At 38.2% G+C, this 17750-nt stretch carries 19 protein-coding genes and 1 riboswitch; of the genes, 13 read left to right on the forward strand and 6 right to left on the reverse strand.

Going from position 1 to position 17750, the window contains the following annotated elements; all coding sequences use genetic code 11:
- Positions 1-151: 151 nt before the first annotated feature.
- The 3 genes from FCI53_RS11125 to FCI53_RS11135 all read right to left on the reverse strand — a co-directional run bounded on the left by FCI53_RS11125 (position 152) and on the right by FCI53_RS11135 (position 1545).
- Entirely contained in the window at positions 152-784 is a 633-nt protein-coding gene (locus FCI53_RS11125) for a LysE family transporter (protein WP_138418836.1), read from the reverse strand.
- A 262-nt stretch (positions 785-1046) separates the two neighbouring features.
- A complete protein-coding gene (locus tag FCI53_RS11130) occupies positions 1047-1286 on the reverse strand; it encodes a hypothetical protein (protein WP_138418838.1) in 240 nt (79 codons plus the stop codon).
- Positions 1279-1545 carry a DUF1292 domain-containing protein gene (locus FCI53_RS11135; RefSeq protein WP_138418840.1) on the reverse strand — a complete coding sequence of 89 codons (267 nt, stop codon included), beginning with the start codon at positions 1543-1545 and terminating at the stop codon, positions 1279-1281. Before FCI53_RS11135 ends, FCI53_RS11130 begins: the two co-directional genes overlap by 8 nt.
- A 466-nt stretch (positions 1546-2011) precedes the next feature.
- Between FCI53_RS11135 and pflB the strand changes: the two genes are divergently transcribed.
- The 5 genes from pflB (at position 2012) to proC (ending at position 7279) form a co-directional block, all read left to right on the forward strand.
- Entirely contained in the window at positions 2012-4267 is a 2256-nt protein-coding gene (gene pflB / locus FCI53_RS11140) for a formate C-acetyltransferase (protein WP_138418842.1), read from the forward strand.
- Positions 4268-4324: 57 nt separating this feature from the next.
- Complete coding sequence (gene pflA / locus FCI53_RS11145) at positions 4325-5065, forward strand: pyruvate formate-lyase-activating protein (protein WP_138418844.1); 741 nt, start codon at positions 4325-4327, stop codon at positions 5063-5065.
- Positions 5066-5320: 255 nt separating this feature from the next.
- The gene (locus FCI53_RS11150; RefSeq protein ID WP_138418846.1) at positions 5321-5740 is read left to right on the forward strand and encodes an organic hydroperoxide resistance protein; all 420 of its coding nucleotides are present in this window, start codon (positions 5321-5323) and stop codon (positions 5738-5740) included.
- 89 nt (positions 5741-5829) lie between these two features.
- Complete coding sequence (locus tag FCI53_RS11155) at positions 5830-6453, forward strand: SGNH/GDSL hydrolase family protein (RefSeq protein WP_138418848.1); 624 nt, start codon at positions 5830-5832, stop codon at positions 6451-6453.
- 31 nt (positions 6454-6484) lie between these two features.
- Positions 6485-7279, forward strand: a complete 795-nt coding sequence (gene proC, locus FCI53_RS11160; protein WP_138418850.1) for a pyrroline-5-carboxylate reductase — start codon at positions 6485-6487, stop codon at positions 7277-7279.
- 369 nt (positions 7280-7648) lie between these two features.
- On the opposite strand, the gene FCI53_RS11165 is transcribed toward proC, so the two are convergent.
- From FCI53_RS11165 to FCI53_RS11175, 3 genes are all read right to left on the reverse strand, one after another.
- Positions 7649-9106 (reverse strand): flotillin lipid rafts scaffold protein FloT, encoded by a 1458-nt coding sequence (locus tag FCI53_RS11165; RefSeq protein WP_138418852.1) that lies wholly within the window; start codon positions 9104-9106, stop codon positions 7649-7651.
- A gap of 15 nt (positions 9107-9121) precedes the next feature.
- Entirely contained in the window at positions 9122-9652 is a 531-nt protein-coding gene (locus FCI53_RS11170) for an NfeD family protein (RefSeq protein WP_483964210.1), read from the reverse strand.
- A 74-nt stretch (positions 9653-9726) separates the two neighbouring features.
- On the reverse strand, positions 9727-10965 hold the full coding sequence (locus FCI53_RS11175) for a CynX/NimT family MFS transporter (protein WP_138418856.1): 1239 nt from the start codon (positions 10963-10965) through the stop codon (positions 9727-9729).
- Positions 10966-11313: 348 nt separating this feature from the next.
- On the opposite strand from FCI53_RS11175, the gene lepB reads away from it, so the two are divergent.
- The 8 genes from lepB to thiE all read left to right on the forward strand — a co-directional run bounded on the left by lepB (position 11314) and on the right by thiE (position 17690).
- Complete coding sequence (gene lepB, locus FCI53_RS11180; protein WP_138418860.1) at positions 11314-11862, forward strand: signal peptidase I; 549 nt, start codon at positions 11314-11316, stop codon at positions 11860-11862.
- Positions 11863-11883: 21 nt separating this feature from the next.
- Positions 11884-12270: a TIGR02328 family protein gene (locus FCI53_RS11185; protein WP_138418862.1), complete on the forward strand. Its 387-nt coding sequence runs from the start codon at positions 11884-11886 to the stop codon at positions 12268-12270.
- A gap of 25 nt (positions 12271-12295) precedes the next feature.
- Positions 12296-12877 (forward strand): LOG family protein, encoded by a 582-nt coding sequence (locus tag FCI53_RS11190; protein ID WP_138418865.1) that lies wholly within the window; start codon positions 12296-12298, stop codon positions 12875-12877.
- A 444-nt stretch (positions 12878-13321) separates the two neighbouring features.
- Positions 13322-13579: a transcriptional regulator SplA domain-containing protein gene (locus tag FCI53_RS11195; protein ID WP_138418867.1), complete on the forward strand. Its 258-nt coding sequence runs from the start codon at positions 13322-13324 to the stop codon at positions 13577-13579.
- Positions 13572-14600 (forward strand): spore photoproduct lyase, encoded by a 1029-nt coding sequence (splB, locus tag FCI53_RS11200; RefSeq protein WP_138418870.1) that lies wholly within the window; start codon positions 13572-13574, stop codon positions 14598-14600. The genes FCI53_RS11195 and splB overlap by 8 nt, the downstream gene beginning before the upstream one ends.
- Before the next feature lie 92 nt (positions 14601-14692).
- Positions 14693-14795: riboswitch (TPP riboswitch) on the forward strand.
- Between the two features lie 617 nt (positions 14796-15412).
- Entirely contained in the window at positions 15413-16231 is an 819-nt protein-coding gene (thiD, locus tag FCI53_RS11205; protein WP_138418872.1) for a bifunctional hydroxymethylpyrimidine kinase/phosphomethylpyrimidine kinase, read from the forward strand.
- The gene (thiM, locus tag FCI53_RS11210) at positions 16228-17052 is read left to right on the forward strand and encodes a hydroxyethylthiazole kinase (protein ID WP_138418874.1); all 825 of its coding nucleotides are present in this window, start codon (positions 16228-16230) and stop codon (positions 17050-17052) included. The genes thiD and thiM overlap by 4 nt, the downstream gene beginning before the upstream one ends.
- Positions 17052-17690, forward strand: coding sequence for a thiamine phosphate synthase (gene thiE, locus FCI53_RS11215; RefSeq protein WP_138418876.1), 639 nt, complete (start codon positions 17052-17054; stop codon positions 17688-17690). The genes thiM and thiE overlap by 1 nt, the downstream gene beginning before the upstream one ends.
- The last annotated feature ends 60 nt before the right edge of the window (positions 17691-17750 follow it).

Consider the following 17750-nt stretch of genomic DNA (forward strand, 5'->3'; position numbering starts at 1 on the left):
AAAAGGCCATCAAATAAGTGAATAGCGGAATGAGGAACCGCTCAACCGCTAAAAAGGGCTTTAAAAAGGAGAATAGCGGAATGAGGGACCGCCTAAAGTGTTTAACCAGTCCCTCTATTAACATTAACTATTCTAGGTTTTAGAAAAGAGCTTAAGATCCAAATAATAGTTGTATGGCTTGGTAACCAAAGTAAACACCAAAGCCAACTAAAGAAAGCCCAGATAAAATAGAAATAAGCACAAGGATTCGGTCGGTTAAAATTTTTCTGAAACCACTGGAAACGACAGCCATAGAAAAATCCCATACTAATAATCCTGTAATAATAGCTCCACTGTAAAGTAAAAGGTGTGGTGTGTCATATTGTGTGGTTGTTTTTGCAAGGACGGATCCGTAAATACCTAACCAAAATAAAATGGATAGTGGGTTAGATAAGGCTAAAATAAACCCTGTAAAAAACGTCTTGGAATGTGAGTCATCACTGTTACGGCTGTTTTGGGTGTTTATGTTGTTTGCCCCAAGCAGACTTTCTATTCCAGTGTAAAGTAATACAAAACAACCAAACGACCAAAGAAATGCTTTCATAAACGGTATCTCCAAGAAATGTACAACACCAAAATAAACAGCTAACATAAATAAAATATCTGCTGTAACAGATCCCAATCCAATTAACCAAGCATGAGAAAACCCGTTCTTAATCCCCTTGTCCAATTGTGCAGCATTAATTGGACCAATTGGTGCAGCTAAAGAAAGTCCTAGTACTACATAGCTAAAAAATATAGACATCATTGCTCTCTCCCTTATTAACAGCTTGTACATGTCTATTCATTAGCAAGTTTTTTTAATACAATAGTATTAAATTTTTTTAAAAATAAATTGAAAACTTCATTTAGTGGTGCCTTCAACCTCAGGGATCTGCAGCCCTTAAAATTACTGACAATAAAACCCCACTTATGTTCTAAAGTTTTCCTTGTAGAATGAAGTGGGGTTCTTACTAGTTCCATACAGAATAATAACGCACGATCTAAATGGGACCGTGCGCCTATGTCTATTTAGTTTTGTACGCTTGATATGTTTCTTTTAGAAGGAGTAATAGTTCGGATGCTTGTTGTAACCGGTGACGATCTTCAATATTATCTTGATTGTTTAAATGTGCATTAATGATTAATTCTTCGGCAACCTCAAGCTGGTTTTGGGTTTCCAAAGGATTAGTATCTAGTTTATTTGTTTTTTCTTGTGCCAATTGAACAGCACGAATGGCATCGGACACGGAATGATTCTCATTCATTTTTTCCTACCTCTTCCTCGATTGCCTGTTGGTAGGCATCATAGATTTGTTGCATTTCTTGCTCCGTGATGTCTTCTAAACGTTCCTCTCCATCTTCCTCTACAATTTCGTTAATAATCATATGTTGATCATGAGAGTATAAGATGTACTGTTTGTTATTCATTTCAATAACTGCATCGACTTGATAAGTGGTTTCGTTTCCTTGTTCGTCCTCGATGGTTAATGTTTCTAGTTCTTCAATGGGTGTTTGTTCTTTCATACTAGTCACTCACTTTCTGCCTTATTTCTCATAGGTTTAGTCTTAACTATCGAAATATACACATAAGCAGAGGTGTTTGGCTGTTTCAAATTTGTTTTAATACAAAGTATAACAGATTGGTACAGTGAGGACTTGTTGTATCAGTAAAATGAAATAAATACTATTAAATAATGGATATTGTCGCGATGTTTTATGGAAAACAGTTTACTATTTTTTGGATTTGAAAATATGAACATTTTTAGAACAAATACTATAACAGTTTAAAATTGTGACAAATATCACATGACTTTTTCATGAGGTCGATGTATAATGTAGTTAAGATAAAAGTTTGTTCAGTGGTGAACATTAAAAACTTTTACTATTAAAATGTTTATTAATTTAGTTTAAAGCTTTAGTATGGAAATGTTTACCTCGTGGTAATGAGGTGAATGACAAGTATTCCTAAATCATAAAGGAGGTACAAAGAATGAAAGTAGCAGATGAAGTTGTACAGAAAAATCCTTGGAACGGTTTTAAAGAAGGTAGATGGCAAAAGGAAATTGACGTCCGTGATTTTATATCCAAAAACTATACATTATATGAAGGAAATGACGAGTTTTTAGAAGAAGCAACAGATGAGACATTAGCTTTATGGGATCAAGTGATGGATCTCACAAAGAAAGAACGTGAAAACGGTGGTGTGTTAGATCTTGATACAAAAATTGTATCAACGATTACATCACATGGACCTGGCTATTTAAATGAGAATACAGAAAAAGTGGTTGGGGTACAAACAGATAAACCATTTAAACGCTCGCTACAACCATTTGGTGGTATGCGTATGGCGGTAGCTGCAGCTGAATCTTATGGCTTCGAAATTGACAAAGAAGTGGAAAAAGTATTCACGGACTATCGTAAAACACATAACCAAGGTGTATTCGATGCTTATACTCCAGAAATTAGAGCGGCCCGTAAAGCTGGTATTGTAACTGGTTTGCCTGATGCTTATGGTCGTGGAAGAATCATTGGTGATTATCGTCGTGTTGCATTATATGGTGTTGATCACTTAATTGCTCAAAAGAAAGAAGAACTTGATCTAATCGGTAATGGAACAATGACAGACGAAATAATTCGTGATCGTGAAGAAACTTCAGAACAAATTCGTTCTTTAATGGAACTAAAACAATTAGGCGCGGCTTATGGTTTTGATATTTCTAAACCTGCAACAACTGCACAAGAAGCTTTCCAATGGTTATACTTTGGATACCTTGCTGCTATTAAAGAGCAAAATGGTGCAGCGATGAGTCTTGGTCGTACATCAACATTCTTAGATATTTATATTGAAAGAGACTTACAGAACGGCGTATTAACTGAAAAAGAAGCACAAGAATTAGTGGATCACTTTGTTATGAAGCTTCGTTTAGTTAAGTTTGCTAGAACACCTGAATATAATGAATTATTTAGTGGTGACCCAACTTGGGTAACGGAATCATTAGCGGGAATGGCATTAGATGGACGTCCATTAGTAACGAAAAGCTCATTCCGCTTCTTACACACGTTGGATAACCTGGGGCCTGCTCCAGAACCAAACTTAACGGTTCTTTGGTCCACACAATTACCTGATAACTATAAGAAATACTGTGCAAGAATGTCGATTAAAACAAGTTCTGTACAGTATGAAAATGATGACTTAATGCGAGACACCTATGGCGATGATTATGGTATTGCATGTTGTGTATCTGCTATGAGAATAGGAAAACAAATGCAATTCTTCGGTGCACGTGCAAACCTTGCAAAAGCATTGCTTTATGCGATTAATGGTGGGGTTGATGAGAAACTTAAAATGCAAGTTGCACCAAACTATGCGCCAATTACTTCTGAGTATTTAGACTATGATGAAGTTGTACAAAAATATGACCAAATGCTGGACTGGTTATCTGGACTTTATGTAAATGCATTAAATATTATTCACTATATGCATGACAAATATAGCTATGAGCGTATCGAAATGGCACTTCATGACCGTGAAGTATTAAGAACAATGGCTTGTGGTATTGCAGGATTATCTGTAGTAGCTGACTCATTGAGTGCTATCAAATATGCAAAAGTAAGAACGATTCGTGATGAAGATGGTCTAGCCGTTGATTATGAAATCGAAGGGGATTTCCCTAAATATGGAAACAATGATGATCGCGTTGACCAAATTGCAGCAGATCTTGTGAAACGTTTCATGCAAAAAATCCAAAAACATCATACGTACCGTAACTCAAAACATACACAATCAATTCTTACGATTACTTCTAATGTTGTGTATGGTAAGAAAACAGGTAACACACCAGACGGACGTAAAGCTGGCGAACCATTTGCACCAGGTGCAAACCCATTACACGGACGTGACACAAACGGGGCACTAGCATCTCTAAGTTCAGTAGCTAAAATGCCTTATGAGTTTTCAGAAGATGGTATTTCTAATACATTCTCGATTGTTCCGAAAGCATTAGGAAAAGATCAAGCAACAAGAGAAGCAAACTTAGCGGGTATGCTTGATGGGTATGTGATTAAGAAAGGTCACCACTTAAATGTTAACGTGTTTGACCGTGAAACATTACTTGATGCAATGGAACGACCAGAAGAGTATCCACAACTTACGATCCGTGTATCAGGATATGCAGTAAACTTTGTTAAATTAACTAGAGAACAGCAAATAGATGTTATTAACCGTACATTCCACGAAGGGATGTAAGGATGTTCAGAGAGGGGTTGCCCTCTCTGATAAATAAAAGCAAGGAGGGCGAGCAACATGAAAGGTCGAATTCATTCAGTAGAAACATGTGGCACTGTAGATGGTCCGGGTTTACGTTACGTTATTTTCACACAGGGGTGTTTGCTACGTTGTCAGTTTTGTCATAACCCTGATACGTGGAAAATTAACCAAGGCAAAGAAATGTCTGTAGAAGAGATTGTGAATGATATAAAAGATTATCTTCCTTTTTTCCAATCAACAGGTGGTGGCGTAACCGTAAGCGGAGGCGAACCGTTATTACAACTAGAATTCTTAATCGAATTATTTAAAGAATTAAAGAAAATAGGTGTCCATACTACGATCGATAGTTCGGGTGGTTGTTTTAGTCGCTCTCCTCGCTTTATGAAAAACTTAGAAGAACTTTTAACTTATACGGATCTAGTTTTGCTTGATTTAAAACATATTGATCCAGTAAGACATAAAGAATTAACAGGAATGTCCAATGAACATATCATAGATCTAGCTAACTATTTGTCGGAAAAACAAGTACCTGTTTGGATCCGTCATGTATTGGTACCAACGATTAGTGATTATGACGAATATCTGCATGGACTTTCTGATTTTATTCAGACGTTAACGAATGTTGAACGAATTGAAGTACTCCCTTATCATAAACTCGGTGTATATAAGTGGGAAAGCCTTGGCTTAGAATATAAATTAGCAAATGTGGAACCACCTTCCCAAGAACGTGTTGAAAATGCTGAAGCAATATTAAATCGAACCAAAGTATTACAATAAATGAAAGAGTGCCAGATCTTAATTGATTTGGTGCTCTTTTTTTATGAACAGAGTCAAGGGCTCTCACGGTAGATTCGGGCACTTAATTTTGCTGAATCAACCGAGACAAGTGAGATTCTACTCATGGCAAGCGATGCATTCTACCGCAGCGGTGGTATAGCACTAACATATGTAAATTTACGCTGGTGGTCATGTTTAATGACGAAAACAACAAGGAATACTATTACTAGATTCATTTAGAAAAGGAGTGATCAGATGAGTGAAGTTATTTTTACAGCACATGCAACTGCAAAAGGTGGTCGAGATGGTCATGTTAAATCAGATGACGGATTAATAGATCTTAAGTTAGTGAATCCAGCAGGGAACTCTAATCAGACAGGTTCTAATCCAGAACAATTATTCGCAGCTGGTTATGCTGCATGCTACGATGGAGCGCTTAACTTAATGGCTTCTAAACAGAAAAAAGACATAGATTCAACGATTACTGCAGATGTTCATTTTCTTAAAGATCCCGAGGATAACGGCTTTAAAATTGGGGTGACCTTAAATGTGAATATAAAAGGAGTAAGTCAGGAAGAGGCAGAGCAATTGTCAAAACAAGCCCATGATTTCTGTCCATATTCAAAAGCAACTAGAGGGAATATAGATGTCGAATTAAAGGTTACGGCAGAATAAAACGAATCCCCGTGCTAAATTTTAGCGCGGGGATTCGTTTGTGACTTAACATACTGAAGGTGTATGATATTAATAAAGGATGGTGAAAAATGGATAGGAGAAAAAGAATTATTTTCATTGGCGATAGTATTACGGATTGTGTTCGAAAGGAAGACCCTGAACAAATCGGTTATGGTTATGTTCGATTAATTCGTGACCAACTTATCATTGATGATCCACTCGATTTTTCTGAAGTGATAAATAAGGGAGTTGGTGGCGATCGTGTTATAGATTTAGCCAATAGATGGACAGGGGATGTCATTAATCTACATCCTGATTATGTGTCTGTTTCGATTGGAATTAATGATGTTTGGAGACAATTAGACAACCCTGATATGGAACAAGTGTATCCAGATCAATTTAAAAAAGTTTACTATGATTTACTACAACAGGTTAAATCAGAAACAGGTGCTAGTCTCATTCTAATGGAACCTACCATCATTGAAGAAGATGTACATTCTCCAGGTAATCAAAAACTAAAAGACTATGTTCAAATTGTACGAGATTTAGCTGACCAGTTTGATGCTTTATTAGTCCCCACACACCGAGTCTTTGGTAACTTTATGAGCAATCCAAAGCACCCAAAACTAACGGTAGATGGTGTGCATATGAATTCATTAGGAAATTTATTAATGGCTCAGACATGGTTGAAAACTTTTATTCCCGGGAAATAATATGAAAGCAGAATTAATTGGAGGAGATACCATGACTAGCAAGAAAAAACAGATACTTTTTATTGGAGCAGGTAGGATGGCACAAGCAATCATTTCTGGTCTTGCCGATAATGATCAATTTGTGATTACAGCAACAAATAATGGCAATAAACAACGTTTGCGTGAAGTAGAACATACATACGGAATCAGCACTGTAGATACATGGAAAGATATCATTGAAAGAGTGGATGTGGTTGTATTGGCATTGCCACCAGAAGGCCATGAATCCTTATTAACGGAGTTATCCTCTCATATAAATGAACAGTTTATCATCACGGTTGCGGCAGGTATTGATCCAGAATATCTTGAAGCAAAACTTCCGCTCCATACACCGGTAGCTTGGGTGATGCCAAACACTGCAGCGGAATTAGGGAAATCGATGACGTTGTACACTTGTGGTCAATATGTACATGATGATCATAAAAAATTGTTGGAAACAATCTTACACGGGATTGGACCTTTTGAACAACTGACACAACAACAGGTACATCAATTAACACCGATTACAGGGAGCGCACCAGCATTTGTTTATTATTTAGCTGAATCACTAGTGCAACAGGCATTGGGAGCTGGAATAACAGAAGAACAGGCTAGAAAATTAGTAGCGCAAATGATTGATGGATCGGCAGCATTATTAAAAACAGGTGAATCCCCTAAACAGTTAGCGGATCAAGTGGCTACACCAGGTGGAGTGACTGCTGCTGGTTTGCAGGTGTTTGAAGCAAATGGGTTTGATAAAATAGCGGAAGATGCGATATGCGCTTGTCATGACAGGGCAAAAAGTTAGGTTAGTAGTATTCTTGTTAAGGTAAAAATGCTTTGAATATTAGTTGTTAAACGTACACATCTGGCATGAAACTCACACTAAATGTACACGAAAACTAAAGAAACGTGTACATTAGCAAGAGAATTCGTCACAGATATAGACGAAAATAAAATTATCGTGCATTCTAACGGGAAATGTACAATTGAGATAAATATTTTACAGTTACGTCGGAGTTTATGTTTGTTCTGACAAAAGCAACTAACTCCTAAAAGGCATAAAAATGAAAAAAATAATTAGTTAATTCCCCAGAGCTTTATCATAAGCCGGGGGGAAAACGAAAAATGCGCACCTAGCCTTCTGGCCATGGTGCGCACAATTTTACATGCCGTTTTAATCTGTATCTGCCGTGTTAATATCTGTTTTTGAATCCTTTGAAACAGAAAGGTTTTCATTAATTTTTGATTCACTATTGGCTGCAACATTGTCTAACATCCCTTTTAAATCAACACCAGAGACATCTTTTAATGTTTCAGGTAATTGACTCATTAAGTTTGTTACATAACTGCTCATTCGTGTTGCGCCATCACTGTCACCTTTTCCGTTATCAACCACTGTTACTTTATCAACGGAGCTAATTGGTTCAGCAATTTTTCCAGCGAATTCTGGTAACATATTAATAATCATCTCTAAGATTGCAGCTTCTCCATATTTCTCCATTGCATCTGCTAGTTTTTCTTTTGCTTCGGCCTCAGCTAGCCCTTTTAAGCGTATTGCTTCGGCCTCAGCTTCCCCGTCAAGACGAATTTCTTCTGCTTCCGCTTCCGCGTGTTTCACGCGACTAACTTTTTCCGCCTCTGCTTTTTGCTCAGCAGCATAACGCTCGGCTTCTGCCTTTTTAGAAATGTCCGCTTCATATTGACGCTGTTTACGTAATACTTCTTTTTCATCAATTTCAATTTGTTTGTTCTTTTCAACAAGTTGTATTTGCATTTCTTCTTGTTTGACCTGTTGTTCTGACTTGGCACCTTGTAATTTATAGGCCATGTCTGCTTCAGCCTTCGCTGTATCTTGTTCTTGTTTATATGTGGCAACTTTTAATTCTTTTTCTTTTGTAGATTCTGCAATTTGTGTTTCACTTAGTAATTCCGCGCTTTGGCTTTCACGTTCTGCCTGTGCTTTCTGAATACGAGCATCACGCATGGCATTAGCTTCTGCGATTTGGGCATCACGTTTTACTTCTGATATACGTGGCTTTCCTAATGCCTCTAAGTAACCATTTTCATCTTGAACATCTTTAATGGTAAAGGAGACAATTTGTAGTCCCATCTTTTTCAAATCAACTGCAGCCTGTGTCTGTACCTCTTGGGCAAAACGTTCTCTGTTTTTATAAATTTCTTCAACTGTCATCGTACCAAGTATAGCGCGCAGGTGACCTTCGAGAACTTCTTGTGCTTCTCCTCTTAATTCTGAATCATCTTTTCCAAGAAATTGCTCACCTGCTGTCGCAATTCCTTCTGTCGTACTCTGAACCTTAATGATTGCTGTTCCATCCGCCATAACGGGTACACCATTCTCCGTGTAGACATTTGGAGTAGAAATATCAAGGCTGTGCGATCGTAGACTAATATTTTCGGCTTGTTGGAAGATTGGTAGAATAAATGCACCGCCACCACGGACAATCTTTATACCACTCCCACCATCAACCTTATGTACGTTTTTACTTCCAAGAAAGCTACCTGTCACAATCATGGCATCATCTGCACCAACGGTTTTATACCTGGCTGCAAAAAGAATACCGAATGCAACTAAAACCGCAACAATCACACCAATCACAATAACAAAATCCATAATTTAACCCCCTGTTTAAAGTTGATCTAACGCAGACACATAGAGTATCTGATCTTTAACTTGCACCACAACAATTCTAGTACCTTGTTTTAATTCGTTTTCATCGAAACTTTTCGCTGTTTCATTGCGACTTCCATTTGTTGACTCAATGAAAACTTCACCCAATCCGTGAGCAGGTATCGTTGTAATTACTTCCCCGATTTTCCCTTCTAAATCATGGACAGAAATCGACGTGGATGCTTCAGCGTTCGACATTGGAATAATAAAAAAATAATAGATTAAAAAGTATGCTCCCACCCCAATCAAGAGGCTAATAAGTAGAACATAGATGGGCTGCAAACTTGAGTATTTAGTTAGTAAAACGCCTGCACCACTTACAACTGACAATGTCCCAAACAGTAATAGTGGGTTAAGAAACTCACCGAGACTATCGAATAAACCTTCTAATAAGTCTCCGAAAAACATTGAAATGATTGCAAATCCTAAGCTCCCCCACAAGAGCCACCAATAAATATCTATAGCTCCAATAAAAACACATCCTTCCAATTTGGTGTCTAACTAATTATACGAATGAAATGTTAAAAGGTTTCTATAATTCTGTAAATAATTTATAAAAAAATTTATTTACTAACTTCTGCTTGTTGAACTATATCTCTATTTTTCTCAACAACATACTGATCGCGTCCAGCACCAATCCCGAAGATGACAATAAGTATAGTGACCACTAACATTGTGATTAATGGTATGGTCCATTGATGTGTTAAGTCAAACAGGAAACCAATTAATATTGGACCGAATGAGGCAAGTAAATAACCAAAGGACTGCGCCATTCCGGAAAGTTCTGCCGCTTGTTTGGCGTTTTCGGAACGCATACCTAAAAATGCAAGAGCTAAACTAATACTTGCGCCTAATGCAAAACCAATAAATGTTGTCCAAATAATTAGCAGTGGAAGAGAACCACCGAATAGTAACCCTGAATAACCAACTGCAGCCGAGCAACCTATTGCTAAAACGATTCCTTTTTGATTGTTAAACCGTGATGCAAGGATAGGTGCTAAAAAAGTAGCGGGTAAACTAATAAACTGCATGTAAGATAATAACCACCCACCAGTGGCAATGGAATAACCTAAATGATGAATGATTTCAGGAAGCCAAGAAATTGTGACATAAAAGGCAAAGGATTGTAACCCCATAAATAATGTGACATACCAAGCCATGGATGACTTTAACAAAGTACCACCGGATCGTTTAACAAAACGTTGTGGTGAAGTAGATGGTGATTGTTGAATGATCACAATCCATATGATGACACCAATAATGACGAGACTTCCCCAAACGAGAAGGCTGTTTTGCCATCCAAGTTGAAGCTTACTGGCAAAAGGGACACTCAATCCTGATGCTGTGGCAGCAAATACGGCCATGCCTGTTGTATAAATGCTTGTCATCAAACCAACTTTTTGAGGGAATTTTTCTTTGATCACACTTGGTAGTAATACATTACAAATCGCAATTCCTAGCCCGACGAAAGTTGTTCCAATATATAATGTTGGGATGTAGGCTATCGACCGAATACTAATTCCAAATAGCAGTAATACTAAACCTATTAGTAAAGTCCGTTCATTACCGAGACGATTATTGATTTTTGGTGCGAATGGTGACATGCCTGCAAATGCTAATAACGGTAAGCTGGTGATCAATCCAGTGTTCCAATTGGATAAGCCGATATCATCTCGAATCATCCCCATTAATGGACCGACAGAAGTAATAGCAGGCCTTAAATTAAAGGCAATAAGGATGATACCAATGATAAGGATTCCCTTTTGAAACGCATTTGTTGATAGGATTACAGGTTGCTTCATACATATTAATCTCCTTTAATATAAAGTAAAACTTCAATCAGTGGGGGTTTTTGCCCTTCCCCCACTGATTGTTAGTACCACAAGGGAGACCCGCAGGCCCTTGAACCAATCGGGGTGAAAGCGAAAGTTTACTCCCACTTAAACATTTCCGTTTATATCATGTTTTGAAGTGGGAGTATTACGGACGGTTGCACCAGGATAAATGTTGCATTGTTATAAAGTATAGAGGACGATAAAAGTAACGGCAAATTAAAGCGTTTAAAAAAATATGGAATAGGTTGTTTCGGAGTAAAGAAAAGCGCTATACTTAATAAGATATGAGAGAAAAGAAAAGGAATGAGGGTAAAAATGAAATCTGAATTGGCTAAGGAAGTATATTCATGGATTAAAGCACTAGCAATCGCGTTTATCATTGTATTTGTTGTACGACAGTTTCTTATCACACCTTCCATTGTTAATGGAGAATCCATGTTGCCTAGTTTAGAAGATGGAGATCGAATTATTATAAGTAAGATTAGTAGAATTGATCGATTTGATGAGATTGCCTTTCATGCACCAGACTCAGATGAAAATTATGTCAAAAGAGTAATTGGTGTTCCAGGAGATACAATTGAAATGAAAGATGACACTTTATATATCAATGGGAAGGAATATCAAGAGCCTTATTTGGATAAATATAAAGAAAGGTTAGGTCCAGAAGAGAGACTGACAGATGATTTTACTTTGGAAGAAAAAACCGATCATTCTGTTGTACCTAAAGGTTCATTTTTTGTATTAGGTGATAATCGTTGGATTAGTAAGGATAGTCGATATTTCGGACTCATTTCAGAAGATGAAATTATAGGTGATGTAAAAATGAGAATATGGCCATTAGATTCTTTTGGCTTTATTCAATAAAAGAGCAGGGTGTTAACTACCATGCGTTTATGGCATGAACAATTACTGTCAAAATTACCGCGTCAACAATTGCTTGGTCAACATCGTGAATGTTGTGCATTAAGAGGGAACGGTTGGAGAAAACCTCATACAACAGTTAATTATGTCTTTAACTATGCTCCCATTTATTTATATGCCTATCACAAACTTGTTATGGAAGAAATGACAAGGCGTGGATATAAAGTGGATGAACGATGGTGGGAACCAACCTATCGCGGAAAAGCATGTCCTCCATTTTCAATAGACCTTCAATATGCAGGTTGTCAAGGGAATGAAGAAGGTGAAAGTCCGATTTATCCAGAACATAATGATGATTATTTACAAGAATGCATGGAAAATCTTGCGGGCAAAGGTATACAAGTTAAATAAAAGAGAAGAGACTGGTGGTGTTGTGATGCAATCAATTTGCGTGTTTGCTGGGTCAAGTGCCGGAAATCAATTGATATACCAAGAGAACGCTACAAGGTTAGGGGAAATGATTGCTAAGAATAACTTTCGTTTAATTTACGGTGGTTCGAAAACTGGACTTATGGGCAGAGTTGCCAATGCAGTCTTAAATGAAGGTGGCCAAGTCATTGGCGTAATGCCCAAAGGATTATTTAATGGTGAAAAAGTACATCAAGGTCTGTCCCAATTGATTGAAGTGGAAGGAATGCATGAGCGAAAAGCAAAAATGAGTGAACTTGCAGATAGTTTTATTGCTTTACCCGGAGGCCTAGGTACGTTTGAGGAACTTTTTGAAGTGTTATGTTGGGCGCAAATCGGCATCCACGAAAAGCCAATTGGTTTGCTAAATACAAATGATTATTTTGATCCATTAATAAAACTAATTCAGTATAGTGTAGATGAGGGCTTTTCCTACCAAAATCAGTTGGATATGATCCAATCATCTGCTGATCCAGAAGGACTGTTACATAAACTGAAGGAATATCGCCCACCAGTAATGGAAGCGAAGTGGAATACAGGTAATGAGTAGTGTAGTGTCCATTGTTGACATTTGCATAGCCTCCAGAGCAACGGGGAAACAATGAACACAGGGGATGCGGATCCTTATTCCGTTATTTTGTTAAATTTTCCTATTTTAAGGTGCAAAATGGTTTCTTATTCCGCTATTTGTGTTTTTTCGAGCGAATTTAACCACTTTTGGGACTAATAGTGGAACCACGAACCGCTTACCCCTGTATTTAGGTTCATATTCGATAAATAGCGGAAGAACGAACCGTTTCATTGTGAAGCGGATTCATTCCGTTATTAATCACTTTACATACGTTGGAATCCATGTTTATTGTGACGAAAAAAATAATGTATTCAATGTTCACACACACTGATTAAAGTCTCTTTTTAATTAGAGTGATCTCCTGTATAAATCCAATTCGTTAAAGACATAATAAGCAAAAACTACATGAATTAGGTGAATGACATGGATTTAGAACAATTTTATCAACCGGGGGATGTTGTATACGTGATTATACGAAATCCTCATGTTCAAGGTGCAGCAAATGTGCAAGAGGCAGCGGTAGTAAACAATCCAGATCAACCTGGAGAATTAGCGTTATTTATTTATGAAACGTATTATCCATTAACAGATGAAGTGGCTGTCTATCAAACGGAAGAAGAAGCGGAGCAACAGTTTCAACAGGTATTTGGATCACCAGATAGTGAGGGGTACTATGGTTAGACCGTTCGTACCACAACTCGTTTACTTTGAACCAAAGGCGATGGAGTATCCATTGGGACAACAACTTCGAGATAAGTTTGAAAACATGGGCCTGGAAATTAGAGAAACAACCTCCCATAATCAAGTTCGTAATTTGCCGGGTGATAATGACTTCCAAAAATATCGTAATGCAAAATCAACGCTTGTGGTAGGGTTACGTAAAACATTAAAGTTTGACACATCAAAACCATCTGCTGAATATGCGATACCATTTGCAACTGGTTGTATGGGACATTGTCACTATTGTTATTTACAAACAACGATGGGAAGTAAACCGTATATCCGTACATATGTCAACACGGATGAGATTTTTGATGCAGCAGAAAAATACATGGAAGAACGCTCGCCTGACATCACGAGGTTTGAGGCATCCTGCACATCAGATATTGTCGGAGTCGACCACTTAACACACACATTAAAGCAAGCGATAGAATTTTTTGGAAAATCAGATCGTGGTTTGCTACGTTTCGTGACAAAGTTTGCTCATGTTGATCATCTTCTTGATGCCGATCACAGGGGAAAAACACGTTTTCGTTTTAGCATTAATGATGATTATGTCATTAAATATTTTGAGCCAGGAACGTCAAGATTAGATGAAAGAATTGAAGCAGCAGTAAAAGTTGCAGAAGCTGGTTACCCACTCGGATTTATCATTGCGCCAATCTATTTACATGAAGGTTGGCAAGAAGGATACGGAGAAATGTTAGAAAAACTAGAGGCTGCATTACCTGCTTTTGCAAAAAAAGACTTAACGTTTGAAATGATCCAGCATCGTTTTACCAAACCGGCTAAAAGAGTGATCCAAAAAAATTACCCCATGACCAAATTAGAGCTTGATGAGTCTAAACGTAAAGCTAAATGGGGCCGATATGGTATTTTGAAATATGTTTATCAAGATCAAGAACAGGAAGAAATGAAAGATCATATTGGAGGGTTAGTCCATAAGTTGTTCCCTAAGGCTGAGCTTGAATATTTTACTTAAGTTTAATCGTGGATATGGGTAGAGAAGTGAACCAAAATTGTTTGACAATGCGAAAGATTAGTGATTAATTAGAAATATACAACATCATATAAAAGATCCGCTAGGGGCGCCTTTTGGCTGAGATTAGGATTTTTCCTTTGTCCCTTTGCACCTGATCTGGTTCGTACCAGCGTAGGAAAGCGGAGTCGGTAATATTATTCGTATAACTTTAGAATAGATACAGAATAAAACCGCTCCGTTATGGGGCGGTTTTTTTATTGCGCATTTGCTGTATTATGAGCATTAACTTTGATCAAATTAGATATTTTTTCTGTGGTTGGTAACATACGAACATACCTTAAAACACTTGAGTGACCACTTCGAGTCGTACTTTGGCTTAAGTAAAGCTAAATGTATCCTGGATTAACTTGAAAGCCCAAAACCAGTGCACGATTCTGTGTGAAACGTACCCTGGATTAGCTTAAAAGCCCAAAACCGGTACACGATTCAGGGTGAAACGTACCCTGGATTAGCTTAAAAGCCCAAAACCGGTAGACGATTCTGTGTGAAACGTACCCTGGATTAGCTTAAAAGCCCAAAACCGGTACACGATTCTAGGTGAAACGTACCCTGGATTAGCCTAAAAGCCCAAAACCAGTGCACGATTACGGTCAAAATGTACCCTGGATTAGCTTAAAAGTCCAAAACCGGTAGACGATTCTGTGTGAAACGTACCCCGGATTAGCTTAAAAGCCCAAAACCAGTGCACGTTTAATTCATGACATAATGTAGCTATTGTGCATTAACACAATTAAAGAAAATGGGGGATAAACATGAGTCAAATAGCCAGTGCTTTAACAATTGCAGGAACAGACCCAACAGGTGGGGCTGGAATTCAAGCAGATTTAAAGAGTTTCCAAGAACGCGAAGTATATGGAATGAGTGTTGTCACGTCCGTTGTTGCCCAAAACACATTAGGAGTAGATGCCATCCATAACCTGCCTGTAGATTTTATAGAACAACAATTATATTCTGTTTTTAACGATATTGTTCCCGGTGCAGTCAAGACAGGCATGATCGCAACGGTTGATATGATGGAAATGATCGGGCAGGTATTAAAGGAGCAACCTGTTCAATATGTGATTGATCCTGTTATGGTAGCAAAAAGTGGAGATACATTAATGGAGGAGACATCGAGAAATGTATTACGTGATGTGTTAATACCTGTTTCGACAGTTGTTACTCCAAACATTCCAGAAGCTGAGATATTAGTAGAATCTAAGATTACCAATACAGAAGATGCTAAAAAAGCTGCGAAAGTAATCGTAGATGAAATTGGGGCAAAAGCTGCCATTGTAAAAGGTGGGCACTTATCTGGAGAGGCAATTGATGTTCTATATGACCAAGGCGACTACTATTACTTTACGTCGCCACGAACAGAAACAAAACACACCCACGGGACAGGTTGTACATTTTCAGCTGTGATTACAGCAGAACTCGCAAAGGGAAAATCAGTTTTAGAGGCGGTAGACACAGGGAAGAAATTTATTACGGATGCAATCCAATACACACTTGGGGTCGGAAAAGGAAATGGACCTACTAACCATTGGGGGCACCGCTTACAAGGGCTTCCAAATCAAGGAGGAAAATGAAAGTGGAAGATTTGACACTGTTGATAGATAAAGTAAGAGAGAAACAGCCGCTCGTACACAACATCACCAACCAAGTCGTCATTAATTTTACTGCCAATGGCTTATATGCACTTGGAGCCGCTCCTGTAATGGCGAATGCGGTAGAAGAAGCTGCGGAAATGGCAAGAAATGCTGATGCACTCTCGATCAATATTGGTACGTTAACTGCTTCTCAAGTTGAAGCTATGATTCTAGCGGGACAAGCTGCAAATGACAAGGGAATTCCAGTTGTATTAGATCCAGTTGGTGTTGGTGCTACACCATTTCGAACGGAAGTAGCGGAAAAAATAATCAAGCATGTGAACATTTCTTTGATTCGTGGTAATGCTGGTGAAATTAGTCAGTTGGCAGGCATAGACTCACATGTAAGAGGGGTTGATGGTGCTGAAATGGCTATTAGTCATCAACAAATTGCTAGACAAGCAGTTCGTCAACTTGGTGTCCCAGTTGTTGTAACTGGTAAGCAGGATGTGATTACCGATGGAGAAACATGCTATCAGGTTGATAACGGTGATACACTGCTAACACGTGTAACAGGAACAGGCTGCTTATTGAGTTCCGTTATAGCTGCATTTTTGGCAACGGATGAAAGGGTTGTAGAGGCAGCAACAAGTGCGGTTGGTTTTTATAATGTAGCTGCTGAAGTAGCAGCAACACATACAAGTGCACCAGGTAGTTTTCAAGTAGCATTTCTTGATGCTTTATATCAGTTAAAAAGTGATATTGTAGAAGAAACAATTAAACTGGATTATTCCATTCTGAATGAAGAGGGTATGAAATAATGGAAATGGCTAACTATCTTCGCGTTTATTTTATTATGGGCAGCAATAATTGTGAGGAAGATCCATTACATGTCTTAGAAGCTGCTTTAAAAGGTGGCATTACCTGTTTTCAATTTAGGGAAAAAGGAAAAGGTGCAAAAATAGGGGGAGAGAAAAAGAATTTAGCTATTGAAATGCAACGATTATGTAAAAGCTATGGGGTGCCATTTCTTGTGAATGATGATGTGCCGTTAGCGATCGAAATCGGTGCTGATGGGATCCATGTTGGACAGGACGATGCCCCAGTTGCCACGATCAAATCTCAATGTCCAAGTGACTTTGTGATTGGGGTGTCAGCGACCAATCACAATGAGGCAATTCAAGCAGTAAAAGATGGAGCAGACTATATTGGAGTAGGTCCTATTTTTGCAACGAATACAAAAGAGGATGCCAAAACACCAATTGGCTTAAATGGCATTACACAAATAAGAAATCATGTTGGAGACCTGCCTATGGTGGCAATTGGAGGTATAAAGGCAGAACATGTTGGGCAAATTGTGGAAGCAGGTGCAGATGGTGTTTCGGTAATTTCAGCGATCAGCCAAGCGGAGTCACCTGAACAAGCGTCTAAAGAAATGAGACGGCTTGTGAACAAATGAAGATCACAATATAAAATGAACACTCCCTCAGTGGGGAAGTCCCTCCTTCCCCACTATCCT

The organism is Aquibacillus sediminis (genome assembly GCF_005870085.1).
GTDB classification, from domain to species: Bacteria; Bacillota; Bacilli; order Bacillales; family Amphibacillaceae; genus Aquibacillus_E; species Aquibacillus_E sediminis.

Excerpts from the sequence above, each read along its gene's own strand:
- FCI53_RS11125 (WP_138418836.1), bottom strand. The coding sequence starts at position 784 with ATGTCTATATTTTTTAGCTATGTAGTACTAGGACTTTCTTTAGCTGCA.
- FCI53_RS11130 (WP_138418838.1), bottom strand. The coding sequence starts at position 1,286 with ATGAATGAGAATCATTCCGTGTCCGATGCCATTCGTGCTGTTCAATTG.
- FCI53_RS11135 (WP_138418840.1), bottom strand. The coding sequence starts at position 1,545 with ATGAAAGAACAAACACCCATTGAAGAACTAGAAACATTAACCATCGAG.
- pflB (WP_138418842.1), top strand. The coding sequence starts at position 2,012 with ATGAAAGTAGCAGATGAAGTTGTACAGAAAAATCCTTGGAACGGTTTT.
- pflA (WP_138418844.1), top strand. The coding sequence starts at position 4,325 with ATGAAAGGTCGAATTCATTCAGTAGAAACATGTGGCACTGTAGATGGT.
- FCI53_RS11150 (WP_138418846.1), top strand. The coding sequence starts at position 5,321 with ATGAGTGAAGTTATTTTTACAGCACATGCAACTGCAAAAGGTGGTCGA.
- FCI53_RS11155 (WP_138418848.1), top strand. The coding sequence starts at position 5,830 with ATGGATAGGAGAAAAAGAATTATTTTCATTGGCGATAGTATTACGGAT.
- proC (WP_138418850.1), top strand. The coding sequence starts at position 6,485 with ATGACTAGCAAGAAAAAACAGATACTTTTTATTGGAGCAGGTAGGATG.
- FCI53_RS11165 (WP_138418852.1), bottom strand. The coding sequence starts at position 9,106 with ATGGATTTTGTTATTGTGATTGGTGTGATTGTTGCGGTTTTAGTTGCA.
- FCI53_RS11175 (WP_138418856.1), bottom strand. The coding sequence starts at position 10,965 with ATGAAGCAACCTGTAATCCTATCAACAAATGCGTTTCAAAAGGGAATC.
- lepB (WP_138418860.1), top strand. The coding sequence starts at position 11,314 with ATGAAATCTGAATTGGCTAAGGAAGTATATTCATGGATTAAAGCACTA.
- FCI53_RS11185 (WP_138418862.1), top strand. The coding sequence starts at position 11,884 with ATGCGTTTATGGCATGAACAATTACTGTCAAAATTACCGCGTCAACAA.
- FCI53_RS11190 (WP_138418865.1), top strand. The coding sequence starts at position 12,296 with ATGCAATCAATTTGCGTGTTTGCTGGGTCAAGTGCCGGAAATCAATTG.
- FCI53_RS11195 (WP_138418867.1), top strand. The coding sequence starts at position 13,322 with ATGGATTTAGAACAATTTTATCAACCGGGGGATGTTGTATACGTGATT.
- splB (WP_138418870.1), top strand. The coding sequence starts at position 13,572 with ATGGTTAGACCGTTCGTACCACAACTCGTTTACTTTGAACCAAAGGCG.
- thiD (WP_138418872.1), top strand. The coding sequence starts at position 15,413 with ATGAGTCAAATAGCCAGTGCTTTAACAATTGCAGGAACAGACCCAACA.
- thiM (WP_138418874.1), top strand. The coding sequence starts at position 16,228 with ATGAAAGTGGAAGATTTGACACTGTTGATAGATAAAGTAAGAGAGAAA.
- thiE (WP_138418876.1), top strand. The coding sequence starts at position 17,052 with ATGGAAATGGCTAACTATCTTCGCGTTTATTTTATTATGGGCAGCAAT.